Source organism: Pseudomonas sp. MWU13-3659, from assembly GCF_023757525.1.
Taxonomy (GTDB): Bacteria; Pseudomonadota; Gammaproteobacteria; order Pseudomonadales; family Pseudomonadaceae; genus Aquipseudomonas; species Aquipseudomonas entomophila_E.
The window spans coordinates 1-23960 of sequence record NZ_JAMSHW010000046.1 but is presented as its reverse complement, the minus strand read 5'-3'; the positions used below and the strand labels follow the sequence as shown (position 1 = coordinate 23960).

Genomic DNA, 23960 nt, shown 5'->3' with positions numbered 1-23960 from the left:
AGCTGAAGGTGCCGCTAATCTCTTGATCGCCAAAGCCAAAGCCAAAGCCAACCGACACCTGTGGGGCATGTTCCCGGGATATGGCTATCTGGTTGGGTTGGCTGGTAGCACCCTAGTACAAGCAGGCAATCGGCCTCCCGCTTTTTCACCGAATTGGCCGTTTGTCGCTCGCCGTCTTGGGCTTAACCTGCTGGCACACACCACAGGAGAAGCCCTCATGCGATCTATCCACCTTCCCGTTGCCCTGCTGGCGTTAGGCTTGCTGGCACCGATTTCGACCACCTGGGCCCACGGTGACAAACCCGATCAGGTCAAGATCCTCCAGGAACAACTGCCCACCAACGCTCCGGGCAAGAAAGCGGTGATGCTGACGGTCAGCTACGCTCCCGGCCAGGCGTCACCCGCCCATCAGCACCCGGGTGCGGTCATGGCCTACGTTCTGGAAGGGGCGGTGACATCGAAACTCAACGACGAGCCGGAGAAGACCTACAAGGCAGGAGAGTTCTGGTATGAGGCCCCAGGCACTGTGCACAGCGTTTCACGCAACGCCAGCAAGACCCAGCCAGCCAAGCTGCTGGTATGGAGCCTGGTGGACGAGGGGCGGCCAGTGACCGAGCCCCTGTCCCGTTAAGCGATCGCAGGCGTTACAGCGCTTGCTTTGCTGCGTTGATCAGGCCCTGGTCCAGCACCTGGCTGGGGGCTACCTGCACGCTCTGGGTGTAGAAGGGCGGCAGCTTCTGCGCCAGTTGCGCCACAGCCTGCGAGGTGACGCCGTCATGCAGCAACACATATTGCAGATTGGACGGGAACGACTGAGGCACCGGCCCTTCCATGGTCGAACCATAGGCGCCGAAGGTCATCACCGCTTCGCTGGTGCTCGGGTCCGGGATGTACAGGAACACGAAGGTGCCGTACTTGGGGTGGGTCAGGTATTGCTCTGCCTCGGCGCGCACCTGCGGGTTGTTGTCGTTCATCAGGGTCCAGCGCATCAGGGCGTACTGGCGCGTCGTTTCCATGAACGCCGTGCGAATGGGTGACTGGTCCTCTTGGCCGCCCAGGCAGGCCAGCAGGTTGCCGAACGGGTCGAGCAATGCCACTGCGTTGGTTCTGTCGGATGCCGCGGCGGTCTCGGTCAGTGGCTTGGCCAGCTCCACGCCGGGCATGCGCGGGTTGTCGCTTTGCACGGTCAGCGCCCATTTGCTGAGCTTGGTCAGTGCCTGACGAACTGCGCTGGTGGCTGGCAGTGTCGCCGGGTTCTTCAGTTCGGAAGGCGGCAGGCCACTGTTGTTGCTCGCCTCGCGCACCGTATTGACGCTGGCGTCGAAGATCGAGCCGGTCAGGCTGAACACCCGGGCGTCGACTTTCTGATTCGCGTAGACGGGGCCTTGCGAGCCCTGATACGGGCGGTTGATGGGGGCGTCCACCGCGTAGTAGCCCCAGCTCGCCTGCGCCTTTTGCCGCAAGGCGGGTGGGAAGGTGGGGAAGTCGAACTGGCTGTTGTAGTTGACCCCGGCATAGGTGTCGATGGCGCTGACGGCCACATTGAAGCCAGCGGTCAGCAGCGAGCCTGCGCACATCGCGCAGGGGTCCAGTGTGGTCACCACGGTCAGCTTGTTGGGCTCGGGCAGCTTCAGTTCGTGCCGGTTGTCGTAATACCACTGCACCAGTTGCCGTTCGCCGTGGGCCGTCGGGTCGTGGGGCAGGAAGGGCGGTTGCGCATTGCTGCCGGGGTAGGGCTGCAACACATTGTTGTGCATGCTTACCAATACTTTGCCGGTGGCGTTCTCGATGATGCAGCCGCCTACTGCGAACGTGCCTTGCTGGGCGGCCAGGATGGCCTGGTCGGCAACACGTTCCACAGCCTCTTGGGCATTGCGTGTGCTATCCATGATGACTCCCTGTCGTTGCTGCGCCGGATGCGCACGCTGACGATAGTCCAGGGGAGGGGGAACACAAGAAGGCGGGGCACAAAAGAAAAAACCTCCAGTGCTTGCGCATCTGGAGGTTTTCAGTGTTTGGCTCCGCGACCTGGACTCGAACCAGGGACCCAATGATTAACAGTCATTTGCTCTACCGACTGAGCTATCGCGGAATCTGTGCGCATCTTACCGCTTGCTTGGGGGAAGTCAAGCTTCCCCCAAGACAATCAAGCAGTTACAGCACTTCGACGATGGCCTTGGTGACCACGTGGATGTTGCTCTGGTTCAGCGCGGCGACCGCGATGCGGCCGGTGTCCAGTGCATAGATGCCGAACTCGTTCTTCAGGCGGGTCACCTGCTCCACGGTCAGGCCCGAGTAGGAGAACATGCCGCACTGGCGGCCGACGAAGCTGAAGTCACGGTTGGCACCGTATTCGGCCAGCAGCTGGACCATCTGCTTGCGCATGCCGTGGATGCGCTCGCGCATTTCGGCCAGCTCGGTTTCCCACATCTGGCACAGCTCGGGGCTGTTGAGCACGGCGGCGACGATGCTGGCGCCGTGGGTCGGTGGGTTGGAGTAGGTGGTGCGGATCACGCGCTTGACCTGCGACAGCACGCGGGTGCTTTCGTCTTTGGAGCCGGTGACGATCGACAGGGCGCCGACGCGCTCGCCATACAGCGAGAACGATTTGGAGAACGAGCTGGAGACGAAGAACTCCAGGCCCGACTCGGCGAACAGACGCACGGCGAAGGCGTCTTCGGCAATGCCGGCGCCGAAGCCCTGGTAGGCCATGTCGAGGAAGGGCACGTGGCCTTTGGCCTTGACCACTTCCAGCACGTTCTTCCAGTCGTCCAGCGACAGGTCGACGCCGGTCGGGTTGTGGCAGCAGGCGTGCAGGACGATGATCGAGCCGGACGGCAGCTTGTTCAGGTCCTCGAGCATGCCGGCGCGGTTGACGTCGTGGCTGGCTGCATCGTAGTAGCGGTAGGTCTGCACCGGGAAACCAGCGGTTTCGAACAGGGCGCGGTGGTTTTCCCAGCTCGGGTCGCTGATGGCGACCACGGCGCCTGGCTGCAGGCGCTTGAGGAAGTCGGCACCGATCTTCAGAGCGCCGGTACCGCCGACAGCCTGCACGGTGACCACGCGGCCTTCGGCCAGCAGCGGCGACGCTTTACCGAAGATCAGCTTCTGCACGGCCTGATCGTACTGGGCGATGCCGTCGATCGGCAGGTAGCCGCGGGAGGCGTGCTGGGCGGCACGGGCGGTTTCGGCTTCGATCACCGCGCGCAGCAGCGGGATGCGGCCTTCCTCATTGCAGTAGACGCCTACGCCCAGGTTGACTTTGTCAGTGCGTGGGTCGGCGTTGAATGCTTCGTTGAGGCCCAGGATGGGGTCGCGGGGTGCCAGCTCGACTGCGGAAAACAGGCTCATTGTTACCTTGGCTCTGAATAGGAGAGTGATAGGGGTCGCCACGCTCCAGCCGAATGCACTGAAGCGGTGCACAAACGGGGAGTCAGTATAGTGATACCGATCGGTCACTGCGACAGTCTGGCGCAGCTTTTACGGCTGTTTGCGCAAATATTTTTCGACCATTGGTCGATTTGCCCGGTCCATTGTCATGAGCGCTCACAGGTCGGGCTTGAATCCCGCGCCCGCACGCCGCATTTGGGTATAGACTACTGGCTAAATTTACAGTTGCCGCGACATCCACGAGGTTCGTCATGTCCGAGTTCCAGCTCGTCACCCGATTCCAGCCGGCCGGCGACCAGCCTGAAGCCATCCGCCAGATGGTCGAGGGCATCGACGCCGGCCTGTCGCACCAGACCCTGCTCGGGGTGACCGGTTCGGGCAAGACCTTTAGCATCGCCAATGTCATCCAGCAGGTGCAGCGCCCAACGATGGTGCTGGCCCCCAACAAGACGCTGGCCGCCCAGTTGTATGGCGAATTCAAGGCATTCTTCCCGAACAACGCGGTCGAGTACTTCGTTTCGTACTACGACTACTACCAGCCCGAAGCCTACGTGCCGTCGTCGGACACCTTCATCGAGAAGGACGCCTCGATCAACGACCACATCGAGCAGATGCGCCTGTCGGCGACCAAGGCGCTGCTCGAGCGGCGCGACGCGATCATCGTCACCACCGTTTCGTGCATCTATGGCCTGGGTAGTCCCGAGACTTACCTGAAGATGGTCCTGCACGTCGACCGCGGCGACAAGCTCGACCAGCGTGCCCTGCTGCGCCGTCTGACCGACCTGCAGTACACCCGCAACGAGATGGATTTCGCCCGCGCCACCTTCCGCGTGCGCGGCGACGTGATTGACGTCTTCCCGGCTGAATCTGACCTTGAAGCCATCCGTATCGAGCTGTTCGACGACGAGGTGGAGAACATCGCCGCGTTCGATCCGCTGACCGGTGAAGTCATCCGCAAGTTGCCGCGCTTCACCTTCTACCCCAAATCGCACTACGTGACGCCACGCGAGACGCTGCTGGAGGCGGTCGAGGGTATCAAGGAAGAGCTCAAGGAACGCCTGGAATACCTGCATCGGAACAACAAACTGGTGGAGGCGCAGCGGCTCGAGCAGCGTACCCGCTTCGACCTTGAGATGATTCTCGAGCTGGGTTACTGCAACGGCATCGAAAACTACTCACGCTACCTTTCGGGTCGGCCCGCCGGCGCGCCGCCGCCGACGCTTTACGACTACCTGCCTGATGATGCGTTGCTGGTGATCGACGAGTCCCACGTCAGCGTTCCCCAGGTCGGGGCCATGTACAAGGGGGACCGCTCGCGCAAGGAGACGCTGGTGGAGTACGGCTTCCGCATGCCGTCGGCGCTGGATAACCGGCCAATGCGTTTTGATGAATGGGAGGCGGTCAGCCCGCAGACCATCTTCGTGTCCGCCACGCCCGGCCCTTACGAGGCCGAGCATGCCGGGCGGGTGGTGGAGCAGGTGGTGCGTCCCACCGGCTTGGTCGACCCGCAGGTCGAGGTGCGCCCGGCGCTCACCCAGGTCGACGATCTGCTCTCGGAGATCGGCAAGCGCGTCGCCCAGGGAGAGCGGGTACTGGCCACCACGCTGACGAAGCGCATGGCCGAGGACCTCACCGACTACCTGGCCGACCACGATGTGCGGGTACGCTATCTGCACTCGGACATCGACACCGTCGAGCGTGTGGAGATCATCCGCGACCTGCGCCTGGGCACGTTCGACGTGTTGGTGGGTATCAACCTGCTGCGCGAGGGCCTGGACATGCCCGAAGTGTCGCTGGTAGCCATCCTCGACGCCGACAAGGAAGGCTTCCTGCGCTCCGAGCGCTCGCTGATCCAGACCATCGGTCGCGCCGCGCGCAACCTCAACGGCAAGGCGATCCTCTACGCCGACAACATCACCGGCTCCATGCAGCGTGCCATCGACGAGACCGAACGGCGGCGCGAGAAGCAGATCGCTTTCAACACGGCCAACGGCATCGTGCCCAAGGGCGTGGTCAAGGACATCACCGACATCATGGAAGGTGCCACCGTGCCAGGTGCGCGCAGCAAGAAGCGCAAGGGCATGGCCAAGGCGGCGGAAGAGGCTGGGCGCTACGAGGTCGAGTTGCAGACGCCGGCGCAGATCACCAAGCGCATCAAGCAGTTGGAAGAGAAAATGTTCCAGTTCGCCCGCGACCTGGAATTCGAGGCCGCGGCGCAGTTGCGCGACGAGATCGGGCAATTGCGTGAGCGCCTGATTACCGGTTGATCCATCCCAGGTTCGCCAACCGTACTCATTGATTTGGCGCCACCCCTGTAGGAGCGGCTTTAGCCGCGATCACCCGCAAAGCGGGTGCCAGGTACCGCGTTGCCTGCATCGCGGCTGAAGCCGCTCCTACAAACAGGCAGATTGCAAACTAATGCGCTTCCCCTGCCTTCAGCCCTTGCGGCAACTTCCTGGTCAGCAACACCGCCAGCATGCTCACCGCCAAGCCGATCCCGACAAAGTGGAAGGCATCGTTGTACGCCATGATCAGCGCTTGCTGATGGGTGATCTCGCTCAGCTTGGCCAGCGCCGCCGTGTCATTCCCCAATCGCTCGCCCAACTGCGCCAATCGCTCCGCCACCTGCGGGTTGCTCGGCACCAGCGCCTCGCGCAGGTAGTCGAAATACACCTTGGTCCGCGCATCCAGTAACGTCGCCAGCAGCGCGATTCCAATGGCGCCACCGAGGTTGCGCAGGATATTGAACAGGCTCGATGCCGACCCCGCGTCCTGCGGTTGTATGAAGGCCGTGGCGATCAGCGAGATGGTCACCATGATCATGGGTTGGCCAAGGGCGCGGATCACTTGGATCTGGTTGAACTGTGGGCCGGCGAAATCCGGGTTGAGCACCCCCGAGCTGAAACTGGCCAGGCCGAACAGGCAGAAGCCCAGGGCGCACAGTACTTTGGGCGGGATCACCTTCATCAGCAGCGGTACCAGCGGGATCAGGAACAACTGCGGCACGCCCATCCACATGATCACCTCGCCAATCTGCAGGGCGTTATAGCCCTGGATCTGCGCCAGGTACAACGGCAGCAGGTAGATCGAGCCGTACAGTCCGACCCCCATGCCCAGGCTGGCGATGCTCGACAGGCCGAAGTTTCGGTTACCGAGGATGCGCAAGTTGATCAGCGGGTGAGGGCGGGAGAACTGCAGGATCACGAACAGGATCAGGCTGAGCAGGGCGGTGGTGCCAAGGCCCACGATCAGGCTCGATTCGAGCCAGTCCTTGCGATGGCCTTCCTCCAGGAAAACCTGAAGGCAGCCCAAGCCAATGCCCAGGCTGACGATGCCGGCGTAATCGGTGCTTTTCAGCAATTCCCAGTGGGCTGCTTTCTTTTCCAGCCCGTAGAGCAGGCCGGCGATCATGACCAACCCGGGCGGGATGTTGATGTAGAAGATGTACTCCCAGCCCCAGTTCTCGGTCAGCCAGCCGCCCAGTGTCGGGCCGATGGAGGGCGCGAAGGTGGCCGTCATGGCGAACATGGCCATGCCCTTGGCGCGATGGTGTTCGGGCAGCTTGATCAAGGTGAGGGTAAAGGCCAGGGGAATCAGCGCGCCACCGGTGAACCCCTGCAGGGCGCGGAACACGATCATGCTCTCCAGGTTCCAGGCCATCGAGCACAGCAGCGACGACAGCAGAAACCCCAGCGAAACCCACACCGCCAGGCGCCGGGCTGAAAGCAACTGCACCAACCACGCGGTCAGCGGGATCATGATGATCTCCGCCACCAGATAGGAGGTGGAGATCCACGAGCCTTCCTCCAGGGTCGCCGACAGCGCGCCCTGGATGTCCTTGAGCGAGGAGTTGGTGATCTGGATGTCCAGCACCGCCATGAAGGCGCCAAGCATCACGCTCATTACCGCGATCCAGTCGCGCCGGGTTGGCTCGGCGGTGGGCCGCAGGAGCTGGTCACCGGCCATCCGCATCCCCATTACGCAGGTCGACTGTGGCGGTGACCGACATGCCTGGGCGGATTCGGCCATGCAGCGGGTTGTCGGCGGCGAAGGTCAGCTTGACCGGAATGCGCTGCACCACCTTGGTGAAGTTGCCGGTGGCGTTGTCCGGTGGCAGCAGGCTGAACTGGGCGCCGGAGGCGGCGAACAGGCTGTTCACGCGGCCTTCGATGGGGGTGTCGGGATAGCTGTCGAACACCAGTTCGGCGTGTTGGCCGGGGCGCATCCTGCCAATCTGGGTTTCCTTGAAGTTGGCTTGTACCCAGATGGCTTCGTCGGGGACGATCGACAACAGGTAGGCGCCGGCCTGCACCACCTGGCCGTTGCGCGCACTGCGCTGGCCAATGGTGCCGCTGATCGGCGCGTGGATCTCGCAACGGGTCAAATTGAGCTCAGCCTGAGCCAGGTCGGCGCGGGCATTGGCGATCTGTGCGTCGAGGCGCTTGAGTTCTGCGGTCAGGGCATCAACCTGCTGGCGCTGGCCTTTGAGGTCGGCCTGGGCCTTGTCGACCTGGGAGCGGGCGACATGGCTGTCTGCCGACAGGGTGGTGACCCGCTCTTCAGAGATGAAACCGGGCTTGCGCAGGGCCTCGGCGCGGTTCAGGTCGAGCTGCGAGCGATCGAGGGTGGCTTGGCTGGCGGCGACCTGGGCCTGGCCGGCGGCGATCAGGCTGCCTTGCTGGGTCAGGCGGCTCTGCGCTTGCACCCGTTCGGCCTCGCGGGTGGCCAGGGCGGCACGGGCGCGCTCGATGGCCAGTTCGAAGTCGGCGGCCTCCAGGCGCACCAGCAGGTCGCCTTTGTTGACGTGCTGGTTGTCCTCCACCTGCACCTCATCGATACGCGCCCCCAGCTGGCTGGAAATACGCGTGATCTCGCCTTGAACATAGGCATTGTCGGTGCTTTCGTAGAAGCGCCCCTTGAAGTACCAGTGGGCGAGGAAGCCAAGGCCGACGAGCAGCACCAGGGTGATGAAGATCAGCAGGCGGCGTTTGAGTTGGGCGGGCATGGGGACCAGGATTCCAGAAATGTAAGCAAATTTAACAGCGGCAGCCGGCGCCGTCACAAGTGACGATAGCGCCATTGCTGGAGCCCGGTGCCCGCTCCCTGCTAACATCCAGCCTTTGTTTCAATCTTCGTTCGAGACTCCCAATGACCACCGTTCGCACGCGTATCGCGCCATCGCCCACTGGCGACCCCCATGTCGGCACCGCCTACATCGCCCTGTTCAACTACTGCTTTGCCAAGCAGCACGGCGGTGAGTTCATCCTGCGGATCGAAGACACCGACCAGTTGCGCTCCACTCGCGAGTCGGAGCAGCAGATCTTCGACGCCCTGCGTTGGCTCGGCATCGAGTGGAACGAAGGCCCTGACGTCGGCGGCCCGCACGGCCCGTACCGGCAGAGCGAGCGTGGCGAGATCTACGCCAAGTACGCCAAGGAACTGGTCGAGGCCGGCCATGCCTTCTACTGCTTCTGTACCGCCGAAGAGCTGGAGCAGATGCGCGCCGAGCAGATGGCCCGTGGCGAAACCCCGCGCTATGACGGTCGTGCCCTGCTGCTGAGCGACGAGGAAGTGCAGCGTCGCCTGGCGGCTGGCGAGCCGCACGTGATCCGCATGAAGGTGCCGAGCGAAGGCATCTGCGTGGTGCCGGACATGCTCCGTGGCGATGTCGAGATCCCATGGGACCGCATGGACATGCAGGTGCTGATGAAGAACGACGGCTTGCCGACGTACTTCCTGGCCAACGTGGTCGATGACCACCTGATGGGCATCACCCACGTGCTGCGCGGTGAAGAGTGGCTGCCGTCGGCGCCCAAGCTGATCAAGCTGTACGAGTACTTCGGTTGGGAGCAGCCTAAGCTGTGCTACATGCCGTTGCTGCGCAACCCCGACAAGAGCAAGCTGTCGAAGCGCAAGAACCCGACCTCGGTGACCTTCTACGAGCGCATGGGCTTCATGCCCGAAGCCATGCTCAACTACCTGGGCCGCATGGGCTGGTCGATGCCGGACGAGCGCGAGAAGTTCTCGCTGGCGGAAATGGTCGAGCATTTCGACCTGTCGCGCATCTCCCTGGGCGGCCCGATCTTCGACATCGAGAAGCTCTCCTGGCTGAACGGCCAGTGGCTGCGTGAGCTGCCGGTGGAAGAGTTCGCCGCGCGCGTGCAGAAGTGGGCCTTCAACAGTGACTACATGATGAAGATCGCCCCGCACGTACAGGGCCGGGTCGAGACCTTCAGCCAGGTCGCGCCGCTGGGTGGCTTCTTCTTCGAAGGCGCGCTAAAGCTCGATGCAAAACTGTTCGAGAGCAAGAAACTGTCGGCCGACCAGGTACGCCAGGTGATGCAACTGATCCTGTGGAAGCTGGAAAGCCTGCGCCAGTGGGAGAAGGACCGAATTACCGGCTGCATCCAGGCCGTCGTCGAGTCGCTGGAGCTCAAGTTGCGTGATGCCATGCCGCTGATGTTCGCCGCCATCACTGGACAGGCCAGCTCGGTGTCGGTGCTCGACGCCATGGAAATCCTCGGCCCTGACCTGACCCGCTACCGCCTGCGCCAGGCCATTGACCTGCTCGGTGGTGTGTCGAAGAAAGAAAACAAGGAATGGGAAAAGCTGCTGGCGAATATCGCCTGATCCGGCTTTCACCGATCCTGTAGGAGCGGCCTTGTGCCGCGAAAGGACCATAAAGCGGTCCCTGGATGTCAGCATCAGTGCATGAAACGCTGGGGCCGCCATGCGGCCCTTTCGCGGCACAAGGCCGCTCCTACATGGCGGCGGCGCTCCGAATTATCGGGGCAGGGCGGTAAGTGATTGTTATCTGTGAAAAAAATTTTGAATTTTTTCAAAAATTCGTTTGACAGCCCTGCAATCCGATCTTAATATGCGCCCCGTCCACAGCGATGAACGAAAACGAAATGCCAGGCACCCAGCCAGCGCTTCGGTTCAAAGCGACATTGTGGGGCTATAGCTCAGCTGGGAGAGCGCCTGCATGGCATGCAGGAGGTCAGCGGTTCGATCCCGCTTAGCTCCACCAAATTCCGACTGGTAGCAAAAGCTGCCAGGCAAGACCGGTTCCAGCAAACGGGTCTTGAAGGTAAGAAGGTTCGTCCCCTTCGTCTAGTGGCCTAGGACACCGCCCTTTCACGGCGGTAACAGGGGTTCGAGTCCCCTAGGGGACGCCAGTTTTGCACAAGCGATGTTTCAGATATCGCTGGGCCGAGAGGCTAGAAATCTGGGGCTATAGCTCAGCTGGGAGAGCGCCTGCATGGCATGCAGGAGGTCAGCGGTTCGATCCCGCTTAGCTCCACCAATTTTGCCGCGGTTCGTGAAAACGGATCGGCACGAAGGTTACGTCCCCTTCGTCTAGTGGCCTAGGACACCGCCCTTTCACGGCGGTAACAGGGGTTCGAGTCCCCTAGGGGACGCCACTTTTACCCGCGTTTTGCGGGAGTTGAAAGGCTCATCATCAGATGGATGAGCCTTTTGTTTTACTCGGGGCTATAGCTCAGCTGGGAGAGCGCCTGCATGGCATGCAGGAGGTCAGCGGTTCGATCCCGCTTAGCTCCACCATTTCCGCCACGGTTCGTGAAAGCGACCCGGCACGAAGGTCAAGTCCCCTTCGTCTAGTGGCCTAGGACACCGCCCTTTCACGGCGGTAACAGGGGTTCGAGTCCCCTAGGGGACGCCAATTTTTTACCCGCGTTTTGCGGGACTTATAAGGCTCATTCGATTATTGAATGGGCCTTTTGTTTTTTCTGCCCTCCAGACATTTTTCGATCCCCCTCTCAGCGGGTGCAAATAGCGCTTGCCATAAAATATTATGATCATAATATGTTGATCATAATATTTGAGGTGAGCCATGAGCGACAAGAAGAGCAAGACCCGTGAGCGGATTCTCGAAGCCGCCCGCAGCGCCTTGATCCAGCATGGCCCGGCTGACCCGAGTGTCAGCCAGGTGATGGGCGCCGCGGGTTTGACGGTAGGGGGCTTCTACGCCCACTTCGACAGCAAGGACGAGCTCATGCTCGAGGCGTTCCGGCAGTTGCTGGGCGAGCGTCGTGGATTGCTGGCCAAGGTCGACCCAAGCCTGGATGGCGCCGAGCGCCGGGCCCTGGCGGCTGCCTTCTACCTGTCGCGCAAGCATCGCGACGCCGAGGTACAGGCCTGCCCGATCCCCAGCGCGATTGGTGAAATGCAACGCTTGCCGCCGGCATTCCGCGAGGTGCTGGCCGAACATATCGAGTTGATGACCGCGCAAATGGTCGACCGCCCCGAAGACATCGACAAGGCCCTGGCCGACTTCGCCCTGATGGTGGGCGGCCTGGCCGTGGCTCGGGCGCTCGGGCCGGGTGAGCTGTCCGACCGTGTCCTGCGTGCCGCCAAGTCGGCGGTGATCTGAACAACCTGTCCCCTGGAGCAAGGCGATGAGTACCCTGAGCTGGATTCGTGGCGTCAACGGCACCCTTGGCCACCTGGTCCCCGAGCATGTCGCCGGCAAGATGCGCCGGGCCTTCATGACCCCGCGCACGCTGCCGCCCAAGCCCTGGGAGCTACCGTTGCTGGCGCGGGCCGAGCGCATCACCCTGCGCTTCGGGCTGTCGGCGCTGCGTTGGGGGCAGGGGCCGACCGTGCTGTTGATGCACGGTTGGGAAGGGCGGCCGACCCAGTTCGCCGCCTTGATCGAAACCCTGGTCGACGCTGGTTACACCGTGGTTTCCCTCGAAGGGCCAGGCCATGGTCATTCGCCGGGTAATCAGGCCCATGTCGTGCTGTTTGCCCGGGCGTTGCTGGAGGCTGCCGCCGAACTGCCACCCTTGCGCGCGGTGGTCGGCCATTCGATGGGCGGCGCCAGCCTGATGCTGGCCTTGCAATGGGGCTTGCGCACGGAGGCGGCGGTGAGCATCGCCGCGCCGGCCCAATTGCTGGGCGTGCTGCGCGGTTTTGCCCGGCACCTGGGGTTGCCGGCGCGGGCGCGGGCGGCGTTCATTCGCCAGGTGGAGCGGGATGTCGGCATCCAGGTGGCGCGCCTGGATGTCAGTGGTTACCAGCTGGACCTGCCGGGTCTGGTGGTACATGCCGAGGACGATACCCTGGTGTCGGCCAGCGAGGCGCCGCTTATCCACAAGGCCTGGTTCGACAGCCGCCTGCTGATGCTGGAGGCGGGCGGCCATCTGCGGGTGCTGGCCGACCCGCGCCTGGGCCAGGCGGTGCTGGAACTGCTGGCGCGCTCCACCCAGCGCGTGCGGCAAAGCGCCTGAGCTTCCGTTACACTCTGCCCGTTCACCAATACCCTGTGGGAGCGGGCATGAGCTGGGATCTGGCAGCACCATTCGTCATCGACCTGCGCGTCGGCAACGAGGATATCGATGGCCTCGGCCACGCCAACAATGCCGTGTACGTTACCTGGCTGGAGCGCTGTGCCTGGCGCCATTCGCAGCGCCTGGGGCTGGACCTGGCCGAGTACCGGCGCCTTGACCGCGCCATGGCGGTGGTCCGCCACGAGATCGACTATCTGGCCGCAGCCTATGAGGACGATGAGCTGCAACTGGCCACCTGGATCATCGATTGGGACCAGCGCCTGCGCATGACCCGCCGCTTCCAGCTCAAGCGCCCGAGCGATGGCGTCACGCTGCTGCGCGCGCAGACCACCTTCGCCTGTATCGAGCTGTCCAGCGGCAAGCCCCGGCGCATGCCGGCGGAGTTCCTCGACGGTTATGGCCCGGCGCTGATCGGCAACTGAAGCGGGGCGGTTTTTTGCTAGACTGCCGCCCTTTTTCGTACCGAGACACTTCCATGCAAATTGCCCTGGCCCCGATGGAGGGGCTGGTCGACAACATCCTGCGCGACGTCCTGACCCGGGTGGGGGGCATCGACTGGTGCGTCACCGAGTTCATCCGGGTCTGCGACCGCCTGTTGCCGGCGTCTTCGTTCGACAAGCTCGCCCCTGAGCTACGCCGGGGCGCGCGCACTGCGGCAGGCGTGCCGATGCGTGTGCAATTGCTCGGTTCGGACCCGGTATGCCTGGCCGAGAACGCGGTGCTGGCCTGCGAGCTGGGTGCGCCGGTGATCGACCTGAACTTCGGCTGCCCGGCCAAGACGGTGAACAAGTCCCGCGGCGGGGCGGTGTTGCTCAAGGAGCCTGAGCTGCTGCACGCCATCGTGCGCGAAGTGCGCCGCCAGGTGCCGGCGCATATCCCGGTGACCGCCAAGATGCGCCTGGGTTTCGAAACCCCGGATGGCGCCCTGGATTGCGCCACGGCCCTGGCTGAGGGCGGTGCCGAGCATCTTGTGGTGCATGCCCGGACCAAGGTCGAGGGCTACAAGCCGCCGGCGCACTGGGAATGGGTGGCGCGGGTACAGGATGTGGTCAAGGTGCCGGTGTTCGCCAATGGCGAGATCTGGACCGTCGATGACTGGCGGCGCTGCCGCGAGGTCAGTGGCGCCACGGACATCATGCTGGGGCGCGGATTGGTTTCCCGGCCGGACCTGGCGTTGCAGATTGCGGCGGCCCGTGATGGCGTGGAGTACCAGCCGATGGGGTGGGACGACCTGTTGCCGCTGCTGCGTGAGTTCTGGCGCCAGGCCCAGGACAAGCTGTCGCCGCGTTATGCGCCGGGGCGGATGAAGCAGTGGCTGGCAATGCTGACGCGCAGTTACCCCGAAGCGGTGGTGTTGTTCGCCGAGCTGCGTCGTGAGGATGATTGCCAGCGGATCAGTCGTTTGCTGGGGGGCGATATGCCGGTGCGTGAAGAATGTGTCGCCTGAAAGGTTCGCCGGCAAGCCGGCTCCTACCGCGATCCCGTAGGAGCCGGCTTGCCGGCGAACCTGGTAGAAATTTTTCTTACGCCCCTTGAAAGCCCATGGTCCGGCCATATCTCTTGAGTACGCGATGCCGAAGTCGGGTCGCGTAGTGACTTAACTTGCTGAATCTCAGGAGTTCATGACCATGACTACCGCTTTCTCTCTCGCACCACTTTTCCGCAATTCCGTGGGTTTCGACCGTTTCAACGACCTGTTCGAAGCCGCCGCCCGTAACGAGGCCGGTAGCAGCTACCCGCCCTACAACGTGGAAAAGCACGGTGAAGACCACTATCGCATCGTGGTTGCCGCAGCCGGCTTCCAGGAGCACGACCTCGACCTGCAGGTCGAGAAAGGCGTCCTGACCGTGACCGGCGGCAAGCGCGAAAACAACGGCGCGGCAGGGGTCACCTACCTGCACCAGGGCATCGCCCAGCGCGCCTTCAAGCTGTCGTTCCGCCTGGCCGACCATATCGAGGTCAAGGGCGCGGGCCTGGCCAACGGCTTGCTCAGCATCGAGCTGCTGCGCGTGGTGCCGGAAGAGGCCAAGGCCAAGCGCATCCCGATCAATGGCGACAAGCCTGCGCTGAACTGAGTTCGGCGGCATGAAAGAAAGGGCACCTTCGGGTGCCCTTTTTGTATTTCCGCGAACCTGCTGTCCTCTGTAGGAGCGGCTTCAGCCGCGATGCAGGCGCCGCAGCCCTGGCACCCGCTTGCGCGGGTGATCGCGGCTGAAGCCGCTCCTACACAGGGTGTTGCGCATTTCAGTAATCCGCCGGCGCCTCCAGCAGCATCTGGCGAAACTCCGGCAGCGGCAGTGGCCGGCTGTGCAGGTAGCCCTGGTACAGGTGGCAACCCAGCCGTTCGAGGAACTCCAGCTGCTCGGTCAGTTCCACGCCCTCGGCGATCACCGCCAGCTCCAGGCTGCGGGCCATGGCCACGATGGCGCGGACGATCTCGGCGTCGTTGGGGTCGACTGGCGCATCGCGCACGAAGGTCTGGTCGATCTTCAGCGCATCCACCGGCAGGCGCTTGAGGTAGGTGAGCGACGAATAGCCAGTACCAAAGTCATCCATGGCGAAACTCACCCCGTAGCGCTTGAGTTCACGCATCTTGCTGATGGTGTCTTCCAGGTTCTGGATGACGATGCCTTCGGTAATCTCCAGGGTGAGCATGCGTCGCGGCAGGCGGTAATCGTCGAGGCTGCGCAACACCCGCTCGACGAAGTCGTTCTGGCGGAACTGCCGCGGGCTGATATTGACGCACAGGCTGAAGTCGTCGGCATCGATCAGGCTGTCTTCGAGCATGCGGGCGCAGGCGTCGCAGGCTTCGTCGAGGATCCAGCTGCCCACTTCGAGGATCAGGCCGCTCTCCTCGAGCACCTGGATGAACTGCGCCGGCGGCTGCTGGCCCAGTTGCGGGTGATGCCAGCGCAGCAGCACTTCGGCGCCGACGATGCGGTTGTCGCGGGCGTCGACCTGGGGTTGGAAGTGCAGGGCCAGCTCGCCCCGGGCCAGGGCCAGGCGCAGGTCGTTCTCCATGCGCAGGCGTTCGCTGGCGGCTTTTTGCATGGTGCTGTGGAACAGCTGGGTGGTGTTGCGCCCGGAGTCCTTGGCCCGGTACAGGGCGATATCGGCGCGCTTGAGCAGGTCGGCGGGGGTCGCGCCGTGGTCGGGGATCAGCGCCACGCCGATGCTCGGGGTCACCTGCAGGCGCTGGCCGTCCAGCGACATGGGTTCGGCCAGCAGCTCGCGCAAGGTGTCGGCCAGCTCGCGCACCTTGCTTTCCACCAGCTCGCGGCTGCCTTCCAGGCCGCTGAGCAGCACCACGAATTCGTCGCCGCCCAGGCGCGCCACGGTATCTTCCAGGCGCACGCTGGCCTCCAGGCGGGCGGTGATGATCTTCAGCACGGTGTCGCCCACCGGGTGGCCAAGCGAGTCGTTGATGTGCTTGAAGTGGTCGAGGTCGAGGAACAGCAGGGCGCCGCGCAGGTTGTGGCGCTTGAGCAGGGCGATCTGCTGGCTCAGGCGGTCCATCAGCAGTGCCCGGTTGGGCAGGTTGGTCAGGGGGTCGTGGTAGGCCAGGTGACGGATCTGCGCCTGGGCGTTCTTCAGCAGGCTGACATCGCGGGCGGTGAGCAGCAGGCAGTCGGTTTCATTGAGGCTGATCGGCTCCACCGACACCTCGACGGTGAGGATGTCGCCGCGCTTGTTGCGCCCGAGCATCTCGCGGTGATGCACCCGGCCACGCTCGCGCAGCTCGTTGAGCAGGGCCGCGCGCTGCTTGTCGTCGGCCCAGATGCCGATGTCGTAGACGCTGCGCCCCACCACCTCGGCGGCACTGTAGCCGGTCAGGCGGCAGAAGCCGTCGTTGACTTCCAGGTAGCAGCCGCTCTGGCGCTCGGTGATGATGATGGCGTCGGGGCTGGAGTGGAAGGCCTTGGCGAACTTCTCCTCGCTGGCCTTGAGCGCCGCCTCGGCGCGCTGCTGCTGGGTGATGTCGCGCAGGGTGGTGACACTGCAGGGCTGGTTGTCGACGCTGATCAGGCGGCTGGAGATCACGCAGGTCAGTGGCGTGCCGTTGCGGTGGTTGACCCCGACCGCGACGTTGCTCAGGGCCTGGTCGCGGATCACCCGTTCGATGCGTTGGGCGCGTTCCGATGACTCGGCCCACAGGCCGAGCTCTTCGGCGGTGCGGCCGATGACCTGGTCGGTTTCCCAGCCGAAGGTCTGGCTGAAGGCCGGGTTGATCTCGATGAACTGGCCGGTGTCCTGGCGGGTCACGCAGATCGGGTCGGGGCTGACCTGGAACAGGCTGGCGAATTTCTCTTCGGAGGCGCTCAGGCGCTGCTCGCGCTCCACCTGGTCGGTGATGTCGAGCAGGGTGCCGGCCATGCGCAGCGGGTTGCCGTGCTCGTCGCGGTACAGCCGCGCGCGGCTTTCGATAAAGCGCGTGGTGCCGTTTTCCAGCTGTACCTGGTAGGTGATCTGGTAGTTGCCGGCCGGGCCCTCGCGCAGGCTGCGGTAGGCCTGGCGCATGACGTTGCGTTCGTCTTCGGGCACGCCCTCGAAGAAAGCGTCGAACGATTCGTGGAAGGGCACCGGGGCCAGCCCGTGCAACTGGGCGGCGCGGGCCGAGCCATAGAGCATGCCGCTGGGGATGTGCCAGTCCCAGGTGCCCAGCTGTGCGGAGTCCAGGGCCAGGTCGAGGCGCTCCTGGCTGTCCTTGAGGGCTTGTTCGGCGCGCTTGCGCTCGGTAGTGTCGACGAAGGTGCTGATCAGGAAGGTGACGCCTTCCAGCTCGATGCCCTGGGTGCACAGGATGCCATCGTGGACCTTGCCGCTGGTGGCGCGGAACTGCACCTCCATGATCAGCGGCCCGCTGCCGGCGCGGGTGGCCTCCAGCACCTGGAAGCGTTGCTCGGGATTGACCCACAGGCCCAGCTCCAGGCTGGTCTTGCCCACCACCTGTGCGCCAGGCCAGCCGAACATGTGCTCGAAATGCTGGTTGACCTCGAAGATCATGCCGTCCTGGCGGCGGGTGAGCAGGATGGCGTTGGGGCTGAGGTGGAAGAGGGTGGCAAAACGCTTTTCCGAGTTGATCAGCGCGGTTTCCCGCTCCCGCTGGCGGCTGATTTCGCGAATGACCCCGATCATCTGCGGCCGGTCATTGGCGTCATGGGTCAGGCTGCCGTTGATCTCCAGCCAGTGCACGCTGCCGTCCGGCCAGCGGATGCGATGGCGCATGGCCTGCTCGACCGGCTCGCCATTGACTACCGCCTGGAAGGCCTGGCGGGTACGGGCGCGGTCTTCTTCCGGCAGCAGGTCGAGGTAGTCGACCTCGGCGGGCAGCGGGCGCTGCGGGTCGAAGCCGAACAACGCCTGGGTGCCCCGCGACCAGCTGACCCGGCCGCTCTCGATATCCCACAGCCAGGCACCCAGGCGCGCGCCATTGAGTGCGGCCAGCAGTTGCGGCGCGTTCTGCCAGGCCTGTTCCGACTCCTGGGGATCGGCGGCGGGGATGCGTGGCAGGCGCGGAAAGCGGTTTGCTGATTTGGGCATCGGTACCAGACCTTTGGCGAAAAACGCGTCCTTGTGGATGTAACGCCGTGCAGACGGCCGGTCAGGCGGACCCGGCATGGCTGTCGAGCAGGGCCATGAAGGCCCTGGCCGCGTTCGACAGCGTGCGTTCGGTATGCAATATGTAGCCTAGCTGGCGTGACAGCTGTATGCCGGGCAGGGCGATGGGCGCGACCTGCTCATCGAGCATAGTACGTGGCAGCACACTCCACGCCAGGCCGATGGACACCATCATCTTGATGGTTTCCAGGTAGTTGGTGCTCATGGCGATGTTCGGCGTCAGGCCCTGGCTTTCGAACAGGCGCTGGACAATATGGTGGGTGAAGGTGTTGCCACCCGGGAACACCGCAGGGTGGCGGGCGACATCGGCCAGGTCGACCTGGCCGTTGCTGGCCAGCGGGTGTTCCGGCGCGGCCACGAAGTCCAGCGCGTCGTCCCATACCGGGACGGCGCGGACCAGGTGATGAGGCTCCGGGGCCAGGGTGATCACGGCGATTTCCGCACGGCCATGGAGGATTTCATCGTAGGCCGCTTCTGAATCGAGGAACTGGATGTCCAGCGCCACCGCGGGGTACTGGCGGGTGAAGGCGCGCAACAGCGGCGGCAGGCGGTGCAGGCCGATATGGTGGCTGGTGGCCAGGGTGAGACGACCGGTCACCTCGCCGGTCAGGTTGGTCAGGGCACGGCGGGTATCATCCAGTACATTGAGGATCTGGTAGGCGCGTGGCAGCAGGGCGCGGCCGGCCTCGGTCAGGGTGACTTCGCGGCCCAGACGGTCGAACAGGCGTACGTCCAGTTGCTGTTCGAGCCCGGCGATGCGTTTGCTGATGGCCGGCTGGGTCAGGTGCAGGCGTTCGCCGGCCCCGGAAAAGCTGCCGGTTTCGGCAATGGCGATGAATGCACTGAGGTTGGCGAGGTCCATCTTTAGAATTCCTGATGGTTATGCAAAGCATGAAAATTATGAATTTGAGTTATTCAATCTATCGCCATAGGATCGTCCGTACAAGCCAAGGGGTCTTTGGCATAGAAAGACGCTGATGAGGAACAGTCTGATGGCTGGCAAAACGCTCTACGACAAACTCTGGGACGCCCATGAGGTCAAGCGCCGCGATGACGGCTCGTCCTTGATCTACATCGATCGCCACATCATCCACGAAGTGACGTCGCCCCAGGCCTTCGAGGGCCTGCGCCTGGCCAGCCGCAAGCCCTGGCGCATCGACGCCAACATCGCCACCCCCGACCACAACGTGCCGACCACGCCGGAGCGCAAGGGCGGTATCGAGGCCATCGTCGACGAGGTGTCGCGCCTGCAGGTGCAGACCCTCGATGAGAACTGTGACGAATATGGCATCGTCGAATTCAAGATGAACGACGAGCGCCAGGGCATCGTCCACGTCATCAGCCCCGAGCAGGGCGCCACCTTGCCGGGCATGACCGTGGTCTGCGGCGACTCGCACACCTCCACCCACGGCGCTTTCGGCGCCCTGGCCCATGGCATCGGCACTTCCGAGGTCGAGCACGTGCTCGCCACCCAGTGCCTGGTGGCCAAGAAAATGAAGAACATGCTGGTGCGCGTCGAGGGCCAATTGCCTGTCGGCGTCACCGCCAAGGACATCGTCCTCGCCGTGATCGGCAAGATCGGCACCGCGGGTGGCAATGGCCACGCCATGGAGTTCGCCGGCAGCGCCATCCGTGAGTTGTCGATGGAAGGCCGCATGACCATCTGCAACATGTCCATCGAGGCGGGCGCCCGTGTGGGCCTGGTGGCGGTCGACGACACCACCGTGAACTACGTCGAAGGCCGTCCCTATGCGCCGAAGGGCGAGCAGTGGAAGCAGGCCGTCGCCAGCTGGAAGGGCTTGGTATCCGACGCTGACGCCGTGTTCGACACCGTGGTCGAGCTGGACGCCGCGCAGATCAAGCCGCAGGTCAGCTGGGGCACTTCGCCGGAGATGGTCCTGGCCGTCGACCAACGTGTGCCGGACCCGGCCGCCGAGGCCGACCTGATCAAGCGTGGCTCGATCGAGCGCGCCCTCAAGTACATGGGCCTGAGCGCCAACCAGGCGATCACCGACATCAAGCTCGACCGCGTGTTCATCGGCTCGTGCACCAACTCGCGCATCGAAGACCTGCGCGCCGCCGCCGAGATCGCCAAGGGCCGCAAGGTCGCCGCCAACGTCAAGCAGGCGTTGGTGGTGCCGGGCTCGGGCCTGGTCAAGGCCCAGGCCGAGCGCGAAGGGCTGGACAAGATCTTCCTCGAGGCCGGTTTCGAATGGCGTGAACCGGGCTGTTCGATGTGCCTGGCGATGAACCCGGACCGCCTGGAGAGTGGCGAGCATTGCGCGTCCACTTCCAACCGCAACTTCGAGGGCCGCCAGGGCGCCGGTGGCCGCACCCACCTGGTCAGCCCAGCCATGGCCGCCGCCGCCGCGGTGACCGGCCACTTCATCGATGTCCGCGAGTTGATCCAAGGGAGCGCAGCATGAAAGCCTTTACCCAGCACATCGGCTTGGTCGCGCCATTGGATCGCGCCAACGTCGACACCGACCAGATCATCCCCAAGCAGTTCCTGAAGTCGATCAAGCGCACCGGTTTCGGCCCCAACCTGTTCGACGAGTGGCGCTACCTTGACGTCGGCCAGCCTTACCAGGACAACAGCAAGCGCCCGCTGAACCAGGACTTCGTGCTTAACCACGCGCGTTACCAGGGCGCCAGTGTATTGCTGGCCCGTGAGAACTTTGGCTGCGGTTCAAGTCGCGAGCACGCCCCTTGGGCGCTCGATGAGTACGGTTTCCGCAGCGTGATCGCACCCAGTTTCGCCGATATCTTCTTCAACAACAGCTTCAAGAACGGCTTGTTGCCGATCATTCTCGACGCTGACGAAGTCGACGAGTTGTTCAAGCAGGTCGAGGCCAACCCGGGCTACCAGCTGACCATCGACCTCGAAGCCCAGGCGGTGACCCGCCCGGATGGCAAGGTGTTGAAGTTCGAGATCGACGCGTTCCGCAAGCATTGCCTGCTCAATGGCCTGGACGATATCGGCCTCACGCTGCAGGACAGTGAGGCGATCAAGGTGTTCGAGGGCAAGCACCGCGCCAGCCAGCCCTGGTTGTTCCGCGACGCTTGAGTGATTGCGGTTTGCCCGGCATCGCGTGGCGATTGTGAGCTACGATGCCGGGCCGGATTTTTCGGCGCGCCGACAGGGCGCGCCGCTTGATTGGATACGAGGAAAGCATGAGCAAGCAGATTCTGATTCTCCCAGGTGATGGCATCGGCCCGGAAATCATGGCCGAGGCGGTCAAGGTGCTGGAACTGGCCAATGACAAGTTCCAGCTCGGCTTCAGCCTCGCCCACGACGTGATCGGTGGCGCGGCCATCGACAAGCATGGTGTGCCATTGGCCGACGAGACCCTCGAGCGCGCGCGCCAGGCCGACGCCGTGCTGCTGGGCGCCGTGGGCGGCCCGAAGTGGGACAAGATCGAGCGTGACATCCGCCCGGAGCGCGGCCTGCTGAAGATCCGTTCGCAACTGGGCCTGTTCGCCAACCTGCGCCCGGCGATCCTCTATCCGCAACTGGCCGATGCCTCGTCGCTCAAGCCTGAGATCGTTTCTGGCCTGGACATCCTCATCGTCCGTGAGCTCACCGGCGGCATCTACTTCGGCGCGCCACGCGGCCAGCGCGAGCTGGAAGGCGGCGAGCGCCAGGCCTACGACACCCTGCCGTACAGCGAAAGCGAAGTGCGCCGCATTGCCCGTGTCGGTTTCGACATGGCCCGCGTGCGTGGCAAGAAGCTGTGCTCGGTGGACAAGGCCAACGTGTTGGCTTCCAGCCAGCTGTGGCGCGAAGTGGTGGAGGAGGTGGCCAAGGACTACCCGGACGTCGAGCTCAGCCACATGTACGTCGACAATGCCGCGATGCAGTTGGTGCGCGCACCCAAGCAGTTCGACGTAGTGGTGACCGACAACATGTTCGGCGACATCCTGTCGGATGAGGCTTCCATGCTCACCGGCTCGATCGGCATGCTGCCATCGGCATCGCTGGACGCCGACAACAAGGGCATGTACGAGCCGTGCCACGGCTCGGCCCCGGACATCGCCGGGCAGGGCATCGCCAACCCGCTGGCGACCATCCTCTCGGTGTCGATGATGCTGCGCTACAGCTTCAACCAGTCGGCCGCCGCCGAAGCCATCGAGCAGGCCGTGAGCCTGGTGCTCGACCAGGGCCTGCGCACCGGTGACATCTGGTCGGCCGGTTGCACCAAGGTCGGTACGCAGGAAATGGGCGACGCAGTAGTCGCAGCGCTGCGGAATCTGTAATCTCTCTGGCCCGCCACCAAAAACTCCCGGTGGCGGCCCACTTTTAGCAAAGGTGTAGTTGCGATGAAACGTGTAGGTCTGATCGGTTGGCGTGGAATGGTCGGTTCCGTGCTCATGCAGCGGATGCTCGAAGAGCAGGACTTCGACCTGATCGAGCCGGTGTTCTTCACCACCTCCAATGTGGGTGGCCAAGGCCCTGCCGTGGGCAAGGACATTGCCCCGCTGAAGGACGCCTACAGCATTGAAGAGCTCAAGACCCTCGACGTGATCCTGACCTGCCAGGGTGGCGACTACACCAACGAAGTCTTCCCCAAGCTGCGTGAAGCCGGCTGGCAGGGTTACTGGATCGACGCCGCTTCCTCGCTGCGCATGCAGGATGATGCGGTGATCATCCTCGACCCGGTCAACCGCAAGGTCATCGACCAGCAGCTGGACGCGGGCACCAAGAACTACATCGGCGGCAACTGCACCGTCAGCCTGATGCTGATGGGCCTGGGCGGCCTGTTCGAAGCGGGCCTGGTCGAGTGGATGAGCGCCATGACCTACCAGGCGGCCTCGGGCGCCGGCGCGCAGAACATGCGTGAGCTGATCAAGCAGATGGGCGGTATCCACGCGGCCGTGGCCGATGACCTGGCCAACCCGGCCAGCGCCATCCTCGATATCGACCGCAAGGTGGCCGAAACCATGCGTGGCGAGGGCTTCCCGACCGAGAACTTCGGCGTGCCGCTGGCTGGCAGCCTGATTCCATGGATCGACAAGGAGCTGCCGAACGGGCAGAGCCGTGAAGAGTGGAAGGCCCAGGCCGAGACCAACAAGATTCTCGGGCGCTTCAAGAGCCCGATTCCGGTCGACGGTATCTGCGTGCGCATCGGCGCCATGCGTTGCCACAGCCAGGCGCTGACCATCAAGCTGAACAAGGATGTACCGCTGGCCGATATCGAAGGGCTGATCAGCCAGCACAACCCTTGGGTGAAGCTGGTACCCAACCAGCGTGAGATCAGCATGCAGGAGCTGAGCCCGACCAATGTGACCGGGACGCTGAATGTGCCTGTGGGGCGGCTGCGCAAGCTGAACATGGGGTCGCAGTATCTTGGGGCTTTCACGGTGGGTGACCAGCTGCTGTGGGGGGCTGCGGAGCCGCTTCGTCGCATGCTGCGGATTTTGCTGGAGCGGTGATTTGGCGTTGAATTGACGCTTGATTCGAGAAACCCGTGCCTTGAGTGGTGCGGGTTTTTTATGGGCGGGTGATTGGGATATGCTCTGGTTAGTTGGTTAGTTGGTTAGTTGGTTAGTTGGTTAGTTGGTTAGTTGGTTAGTTGGTTAGTTGGTTAGTTGGTTCTGGGTTAGGTTTGCATATCCGTTTGCTATGTAGACGCAGAG

At 63.6% G+C, this 23960-nt stretch carries 18 protein-coding genes and 7 tRNA genes; 18 read left to right on the top strand and 7 right to left on the bottom strand.

What is annotated here, in order from left to right; translation table 11 throughout:
- Nucleotides 1-217 precede the first annotated feature (217 nt).
- Complete coding sequence (locus tag NGM28_RS27015) at nt 218-631, top strand: cupin domain-containing protein (protein ID WP_240067229.1); 414 nt, start codon at nt 218-220, stop codon at nt 629-631.
- 13 nt (nt 632-644) lie between these two features.
- On the opposite strand, the gene NGM28_RS27010 is transcribed toward NGM28_RS27015, so the two are convergent.
- The 3 genes from NGM28_RS27010 to NGM28_RS27000 all read right to left on the bottom strand — a co-directional run bounded on the left by NGM28_RS27010 (nt 645) and on the right by NGM28_RS27000 (nt 3351).
- The gene (locus NGM28_RS27010; RefSeq protein ID WP_252092353.1) at nt 645-1889 is read right to left on the bottom strand and encodes a nucleoside deaminase; all 1245 of its coding nucleotides are present in this window, start codon (nt 1887-1889) and stop codon (nt 645-647) included.
- Between the two features lie 127 nt (nt 1890-2016).
- Nucleotides 2017-2092 (bottom strand) — tRNA-Asn (locus NGM28_RS27005).
- 62 nt (nt 2093-2154) lie between these two features.
- Nucleotides 2155-3351: an amino acid aminotransferase gene (locus NGM28_RS27000; RefSeq protein WP_252092352.1), complete on the bottom strand. Its 1197-nt coding sequence runs from the start codon at nt 3349-3351 to the stop codon at nt 2155-2157.
- 290 nt (nt 3352-3641) lie between these two features.
- Between NGM28_RS27000 and uvrB the strand changes: the two genes are divergently transcribed.
- Nucleotides 3642-5657 (top strand): excinuclease ABC subunit UvrB, encoded by a 2016-nt coding sequence (gene uvrB, locus NGM28_RS26995; RefSeq protein ID WP_240067226.1) that lies wholly within the window; start codon nt 3642-3644, stop codon nt 5655-5657.
- 148 nt (nt 5658-5805) lie between these two features.
- Here the strand turns inward: uvrB and NGM28_RS26990 are convergent, their stop codons facing one another.
- Nucleotides 5806-7356: an MDR family MFS transporter gene (locus NGM28_RS26990; RefSeq protein ID WP_240067225.1), complete on the bottom strand. Its 1551-nt coding sequence runs from the start codon at nt 7354-7356 to the stop codon at nt 5806-5808.
- Nucleotides 7346-8395 (bottom strand): HlyD family secretion protein, encoded by a 1050-nt coding sequence (locus NGM28_RS26985; RefSeq protein WP_252092351.1) that lies wholly within the window; start codon nt 8393-8395, stop codon nt 7346-7348. The genes NGM28_RS26990 and NGM28_RS26985 overlap by 11 nt, the downstream gene beginning before the upstream one ends.
- A 143-nt stretch (nt 8396-8538) precedes the next feature.
- Between NGM28_RS26985 and gltX the strand changes: the two genes are divergently transcribed.
- The 12 genes from gltX (at nt 8539) to NGM28_RS26925 (ending at nt 14779) form a co-directional block, all read left to right on the top strand.
- Nucleotides 8539-10020 carry a glutamate--tRNA ligase gene (gltX, locus tag NGM28_RS26980; RefSeq protein WP_252092350.1) on the top strand — a complete coding sequence of 494 codons (1482 nt, stop codon included), beginning with the start codon at nt 8539-8541 and terminating at the stop codon, nt 10018-10020.
- Nucleotides 10021-10344: 324 nt separating this feature from the next.
- A tRNA-Ala gene (locus NGM28_RS26975) sits at nt 10345-10420 on the top strand.
- Between the two features lie 72 nt (nt 10421-10492).
- Nucleotides 10493-10568, top strand: a tRNA-Glu gene (locus NGM28_RS26970).
- 52 nt (nt 10569-10620) lie between these two features.
- A tRNA-Ala gene (locus tag NGM28_RS26965) sits at nt 10621-10696 on the top strand.
- A gap of 42 nt (nt 10697-10738) precedes the next feature.
- A tRNA-Glu gene (locus tag NGM28_RS26960) sits at nt 10739-10814 on the top strand.
- 66 nt (nt 10815-10880) lie between these two features.
- Nucleotides 10881-10956, top strand: a tRNA-Ala gene (locus NGM28_RS26955).
- A 42-nt stretch (nt 10957-10998) separates the two neighbouring features.
- A tRNA-Glu gene (locus NGM28_RS26950) sits at nt 10999-11074 on the top strand.
- Between the two features lie 171 nt (nt 11075-11245).
- Nucleotides 11246-11785: a TetR/AcrR family transcriptional regulator gene (locus tag NGM28_RS26945; protein ID WP_240067222.1), complete on the top strand. Its 540-nt coding sequence runs from the start codon at nt 11246-11248 to the stop codon at nt 11783-11785.
- A 25-nt stretch (nt 11786-11810) separates the two neighbouring features.
- Nucleotides 11811-12644: an alpha/beta fold hydrolase gene (locus NGM28_RS26940; RefSeq protein ID WP_252092349.1), complete on the top strand. Its 834-nt coding sequence runs from the start codon at nt 11811-11813 to the stop codon at nt 12642-12644.
- Nucleotides 12645-12691: 47 nt separating this feature from the next.
- A complete protein-coding gene (locus tag NGM28_RS26935) occupies nt 12692-13126 on the top strand; it encodes an acyl-CoA thioesterase (RefSeq protein ID WP_213660178.1) in 435 nt (144 codons plus the stop codon).
- Nucleotides 13127-13179: 53 nt separating this feature from the next.
- Nucleotides 13180-14151 carry a tRNA dihydrouridine synthase gene (locus NGM28_RS26930; protein WP_252092348.1) on the top strand — a complete coding sequence of 324 codons (972 nt, stop codon included), beginning with the start codon at nt 13180-13182 and terminating at the stop codon, nt 14149-14151.
- A 181-nt stretch (nt 14152-14332) separates the two neighbouring features.
- Nucleotides 14333-14779, top strand: coding sequence for an Hsp20 family protein (locus tag NGM28_RS26925; RefSeq protein WP_240067234.1), 447 nt, complete (start codon nt 14333-14335; stop codon nt 14777-14779).
- A 169-nt stretch (nt 14780-14948) separates the two neighbouring features.
- Here the strand turns inward: NGM28_RS26925 and NGM28_RS26920 are convergent, their stop codons facing one another.
- Together NGM28_RS26920 and NGM28_RS26915 are read right to left on the bottom strand one after the other, a co-directional pair.
- On the bottom strand, nt 14949-18245 hold the full coding sequence (locus NGM28_RS26920; RefSeq protein ID WP_240067233.1) for a PAS domain S-box protein: 3297 nt from the start codon (nt 18243-18245) through the stop codon (nt 14949-14951).
- Between the two features lie 61 nt (nt 18246-18306).
- On the bottom strand, nt 18307-19185 hold the full coding sequence (locus NGM28_RS26915) for a LysR family transcriptional regulator (protein ID WP_240067232.1): 879 nt from the start codon (nt 19183-19185) through the stop codon (nt 18307-18309).
- Nucleotides 19186-19315: 130 nt separating this feature from the next.
- Between NGM28_RS26915 and leuC the strand changes: the two genes are divergently transcribed.
- The 4 genes from leuC (at nt 19316) to asd (ending at nt 23756) form a co-directional block, all read left to right on the top strand.
- Nucleotides 19316-20749, top strand: coding sequence for a 3-isopropylmalate dehydratase large subunit (gene leuC / locus NGM28_RS26910; protein ID WP_252092347.1), 1434 nt, complete (start codon nt 19316-19318; stop codon nt 20747-20749).
- Entirely contained in the window at nt 20746-21390 is a 645-nt protein-coding gene (gene leuD, locus NGM28_RS26905) for a 3-isopropylmalate dehydratase small subunit (protein WP_240067230.1), read from the top strand. Before leuC ends, leuD begins: the two co-directional genes overlap by 4 nt.
- 107 nt (nt 21391-21497) lie before the next feature.
- Nucleotides 21498-22580 (top strand): 3-isopropylmalate dehydrogenase, encoded by a 1083-nt coding sequence (gene leuB / locus NGM28_RS26900; RefSeq protein ID WP_011532915.1) that lies wholly within the window; start codon nt 21498-21500, stop codon nt 22578-22580.
- Nucleotides 22581-22643: 63 nt separating this feature from the next.
- Entirely contained in the window at nt 22644-23756 is a 1113-nt protein-coding gene (gene asd, locus NGM28_RS26895; protein WP_011532916.1) for an aspartate-semialdehyde dehydrogenase, read from the top strand.
- Nucleotides 23757-23960: the final 204 nt, after the last annotated feature.

What these genes read in the sequence shown, in the direction of transcription:
- leuB (WP_011532915.1), top strand. Translation starts at nt 21,498, where the DNA reads ATGAGCAAGCAGATTCTGATTCTCCCAGGTGATGGCATCGGCCCGGAA.
- NGM28_RS26915 (WP_240067232.1), bottom strand. Translation starts at nt 19,185, where the DNA reads ATGGACCTCGCCAACCTCAGTGCATTCATCGCCATTGCCGAAACCGGC.
- NGM28_RS26990 (WP_240067225.1), bottom strand. Translation starts at nt 7,356, where the DNA reads ATGGCCGGTGACCAGCTCCTGCGGCCCACCGCCGAGCCAACCCGGCGC.
- NGM28_RS26985 (WP_252092351.1), bottom strand. Translation starts at nt 8,395, where the DNA reads ATGCCCGCCCAACTCAAACGCCGCCTGCTGATCTTCATCACCCTGGTG.
- NGM28_RS26945 (WP_240067222.1), top strand. Translation starts at nt 11,246, where the DNA reads ATGAGCGACAAGAAGAGCAAGACCCGTGAGCGGATTCTCGAAGCCGCC.
- NGM28_RS27010 (WP_252092353.1), bottom strand. Translation starts at nt 1,889, where the DNA reads ATGGATAGCACACGCAATGCCCAAGAGGCTGTGGAACGTGTTGCCGAC.
- NGM28_RS26930 (WP_252092348.1), top strand. Translation starts at nt 13,180, where the DNA reads ATGCAAATTGCCCTGGCCCCGATGGAGGGGCTGGTCGACAACATCCTG.
- NGM28_RS26925 (WP_240067234.1), top strand. Translation starts at nt 14,333, where the DNA reads ATGACTACCGCTTTCTCTCTCGCACCACTTTTCCGCAATTCCGTGGGT.
- NGM28_RS26940 (WP_252092349.1), top strand. Translation starts at nt 11,811, where the DNA reads ATGAGTACCCTGAGCTGGATTCGTGGCGTCAACGGCACCCTTGGCCAC.
- gltX (WP_252092350.1), top strand. Translation starts at nt 8,539, where the DNA reads ATGACCACCGTTCGCACGCGTATCGCGCCATCGCCCACTGGCGACCCC.
- NGM28_RS27000 (WP_252092352.1), bottom strand. Translation starts at nt 3,351, where the DNA reads ATGAGCCTGTTTTCCGCAGTCGAGCTGGCACCCCGCGACCCCATCCTG.
- NGM28_RS26935 (WP_213660178.1), top strand. Translation starts at nt 12,692, where the DNA reads ATGAGCTGGGATCTGGCAGCACCATTCGTCATCGACCTGCGCGTCGGC.
- uvrB (WP_240067226.1), top strand. Translation starts at nt 3,642, where the DNA reads ATGTCCGAGTTCCAGCTCGTCACCCGATTCCAGCCGGCCGGCGACCAG.
- NGM28_RS27015 (WP_240067229.1), top strand. Translation starts at nt 218, where the DNA reads ATGCGATCTATCCACCTTCCCGTTGCCCTGCTGGCGTTAGGCTTGCTG.
- NGM28_RS26920 (WP_240067233.1), bottom strand. Translation starts at nt 18,245, where the DNA reads ATGCCCAAATCAGCAAACCGCTTTCCGCGCCTGCCACGCATCCCCGCC.
- asd (WP_011532916.1), top strand. Translation starts at nt 22,644, where the DNA reads ATGAAACGTGTAGGTCTGATCGGTTGGCGTGGAATGGTCGGTTCCGTG.
- leuD (WP_240067230.1), top strand. Translation starts at nt 20,746, where the DNA reads ATGAAAGCCTTTACCCAGCACATCGGCTTGGTCGCGCCATTGGATCGC.
- leuC (WP_252092347.1), top strand. Translation starts at nt 19,316, where the DNA reads ATGGCTGGCAAAACGCTCTACGACAAACTCTGGGACGCCCATGAGGTC.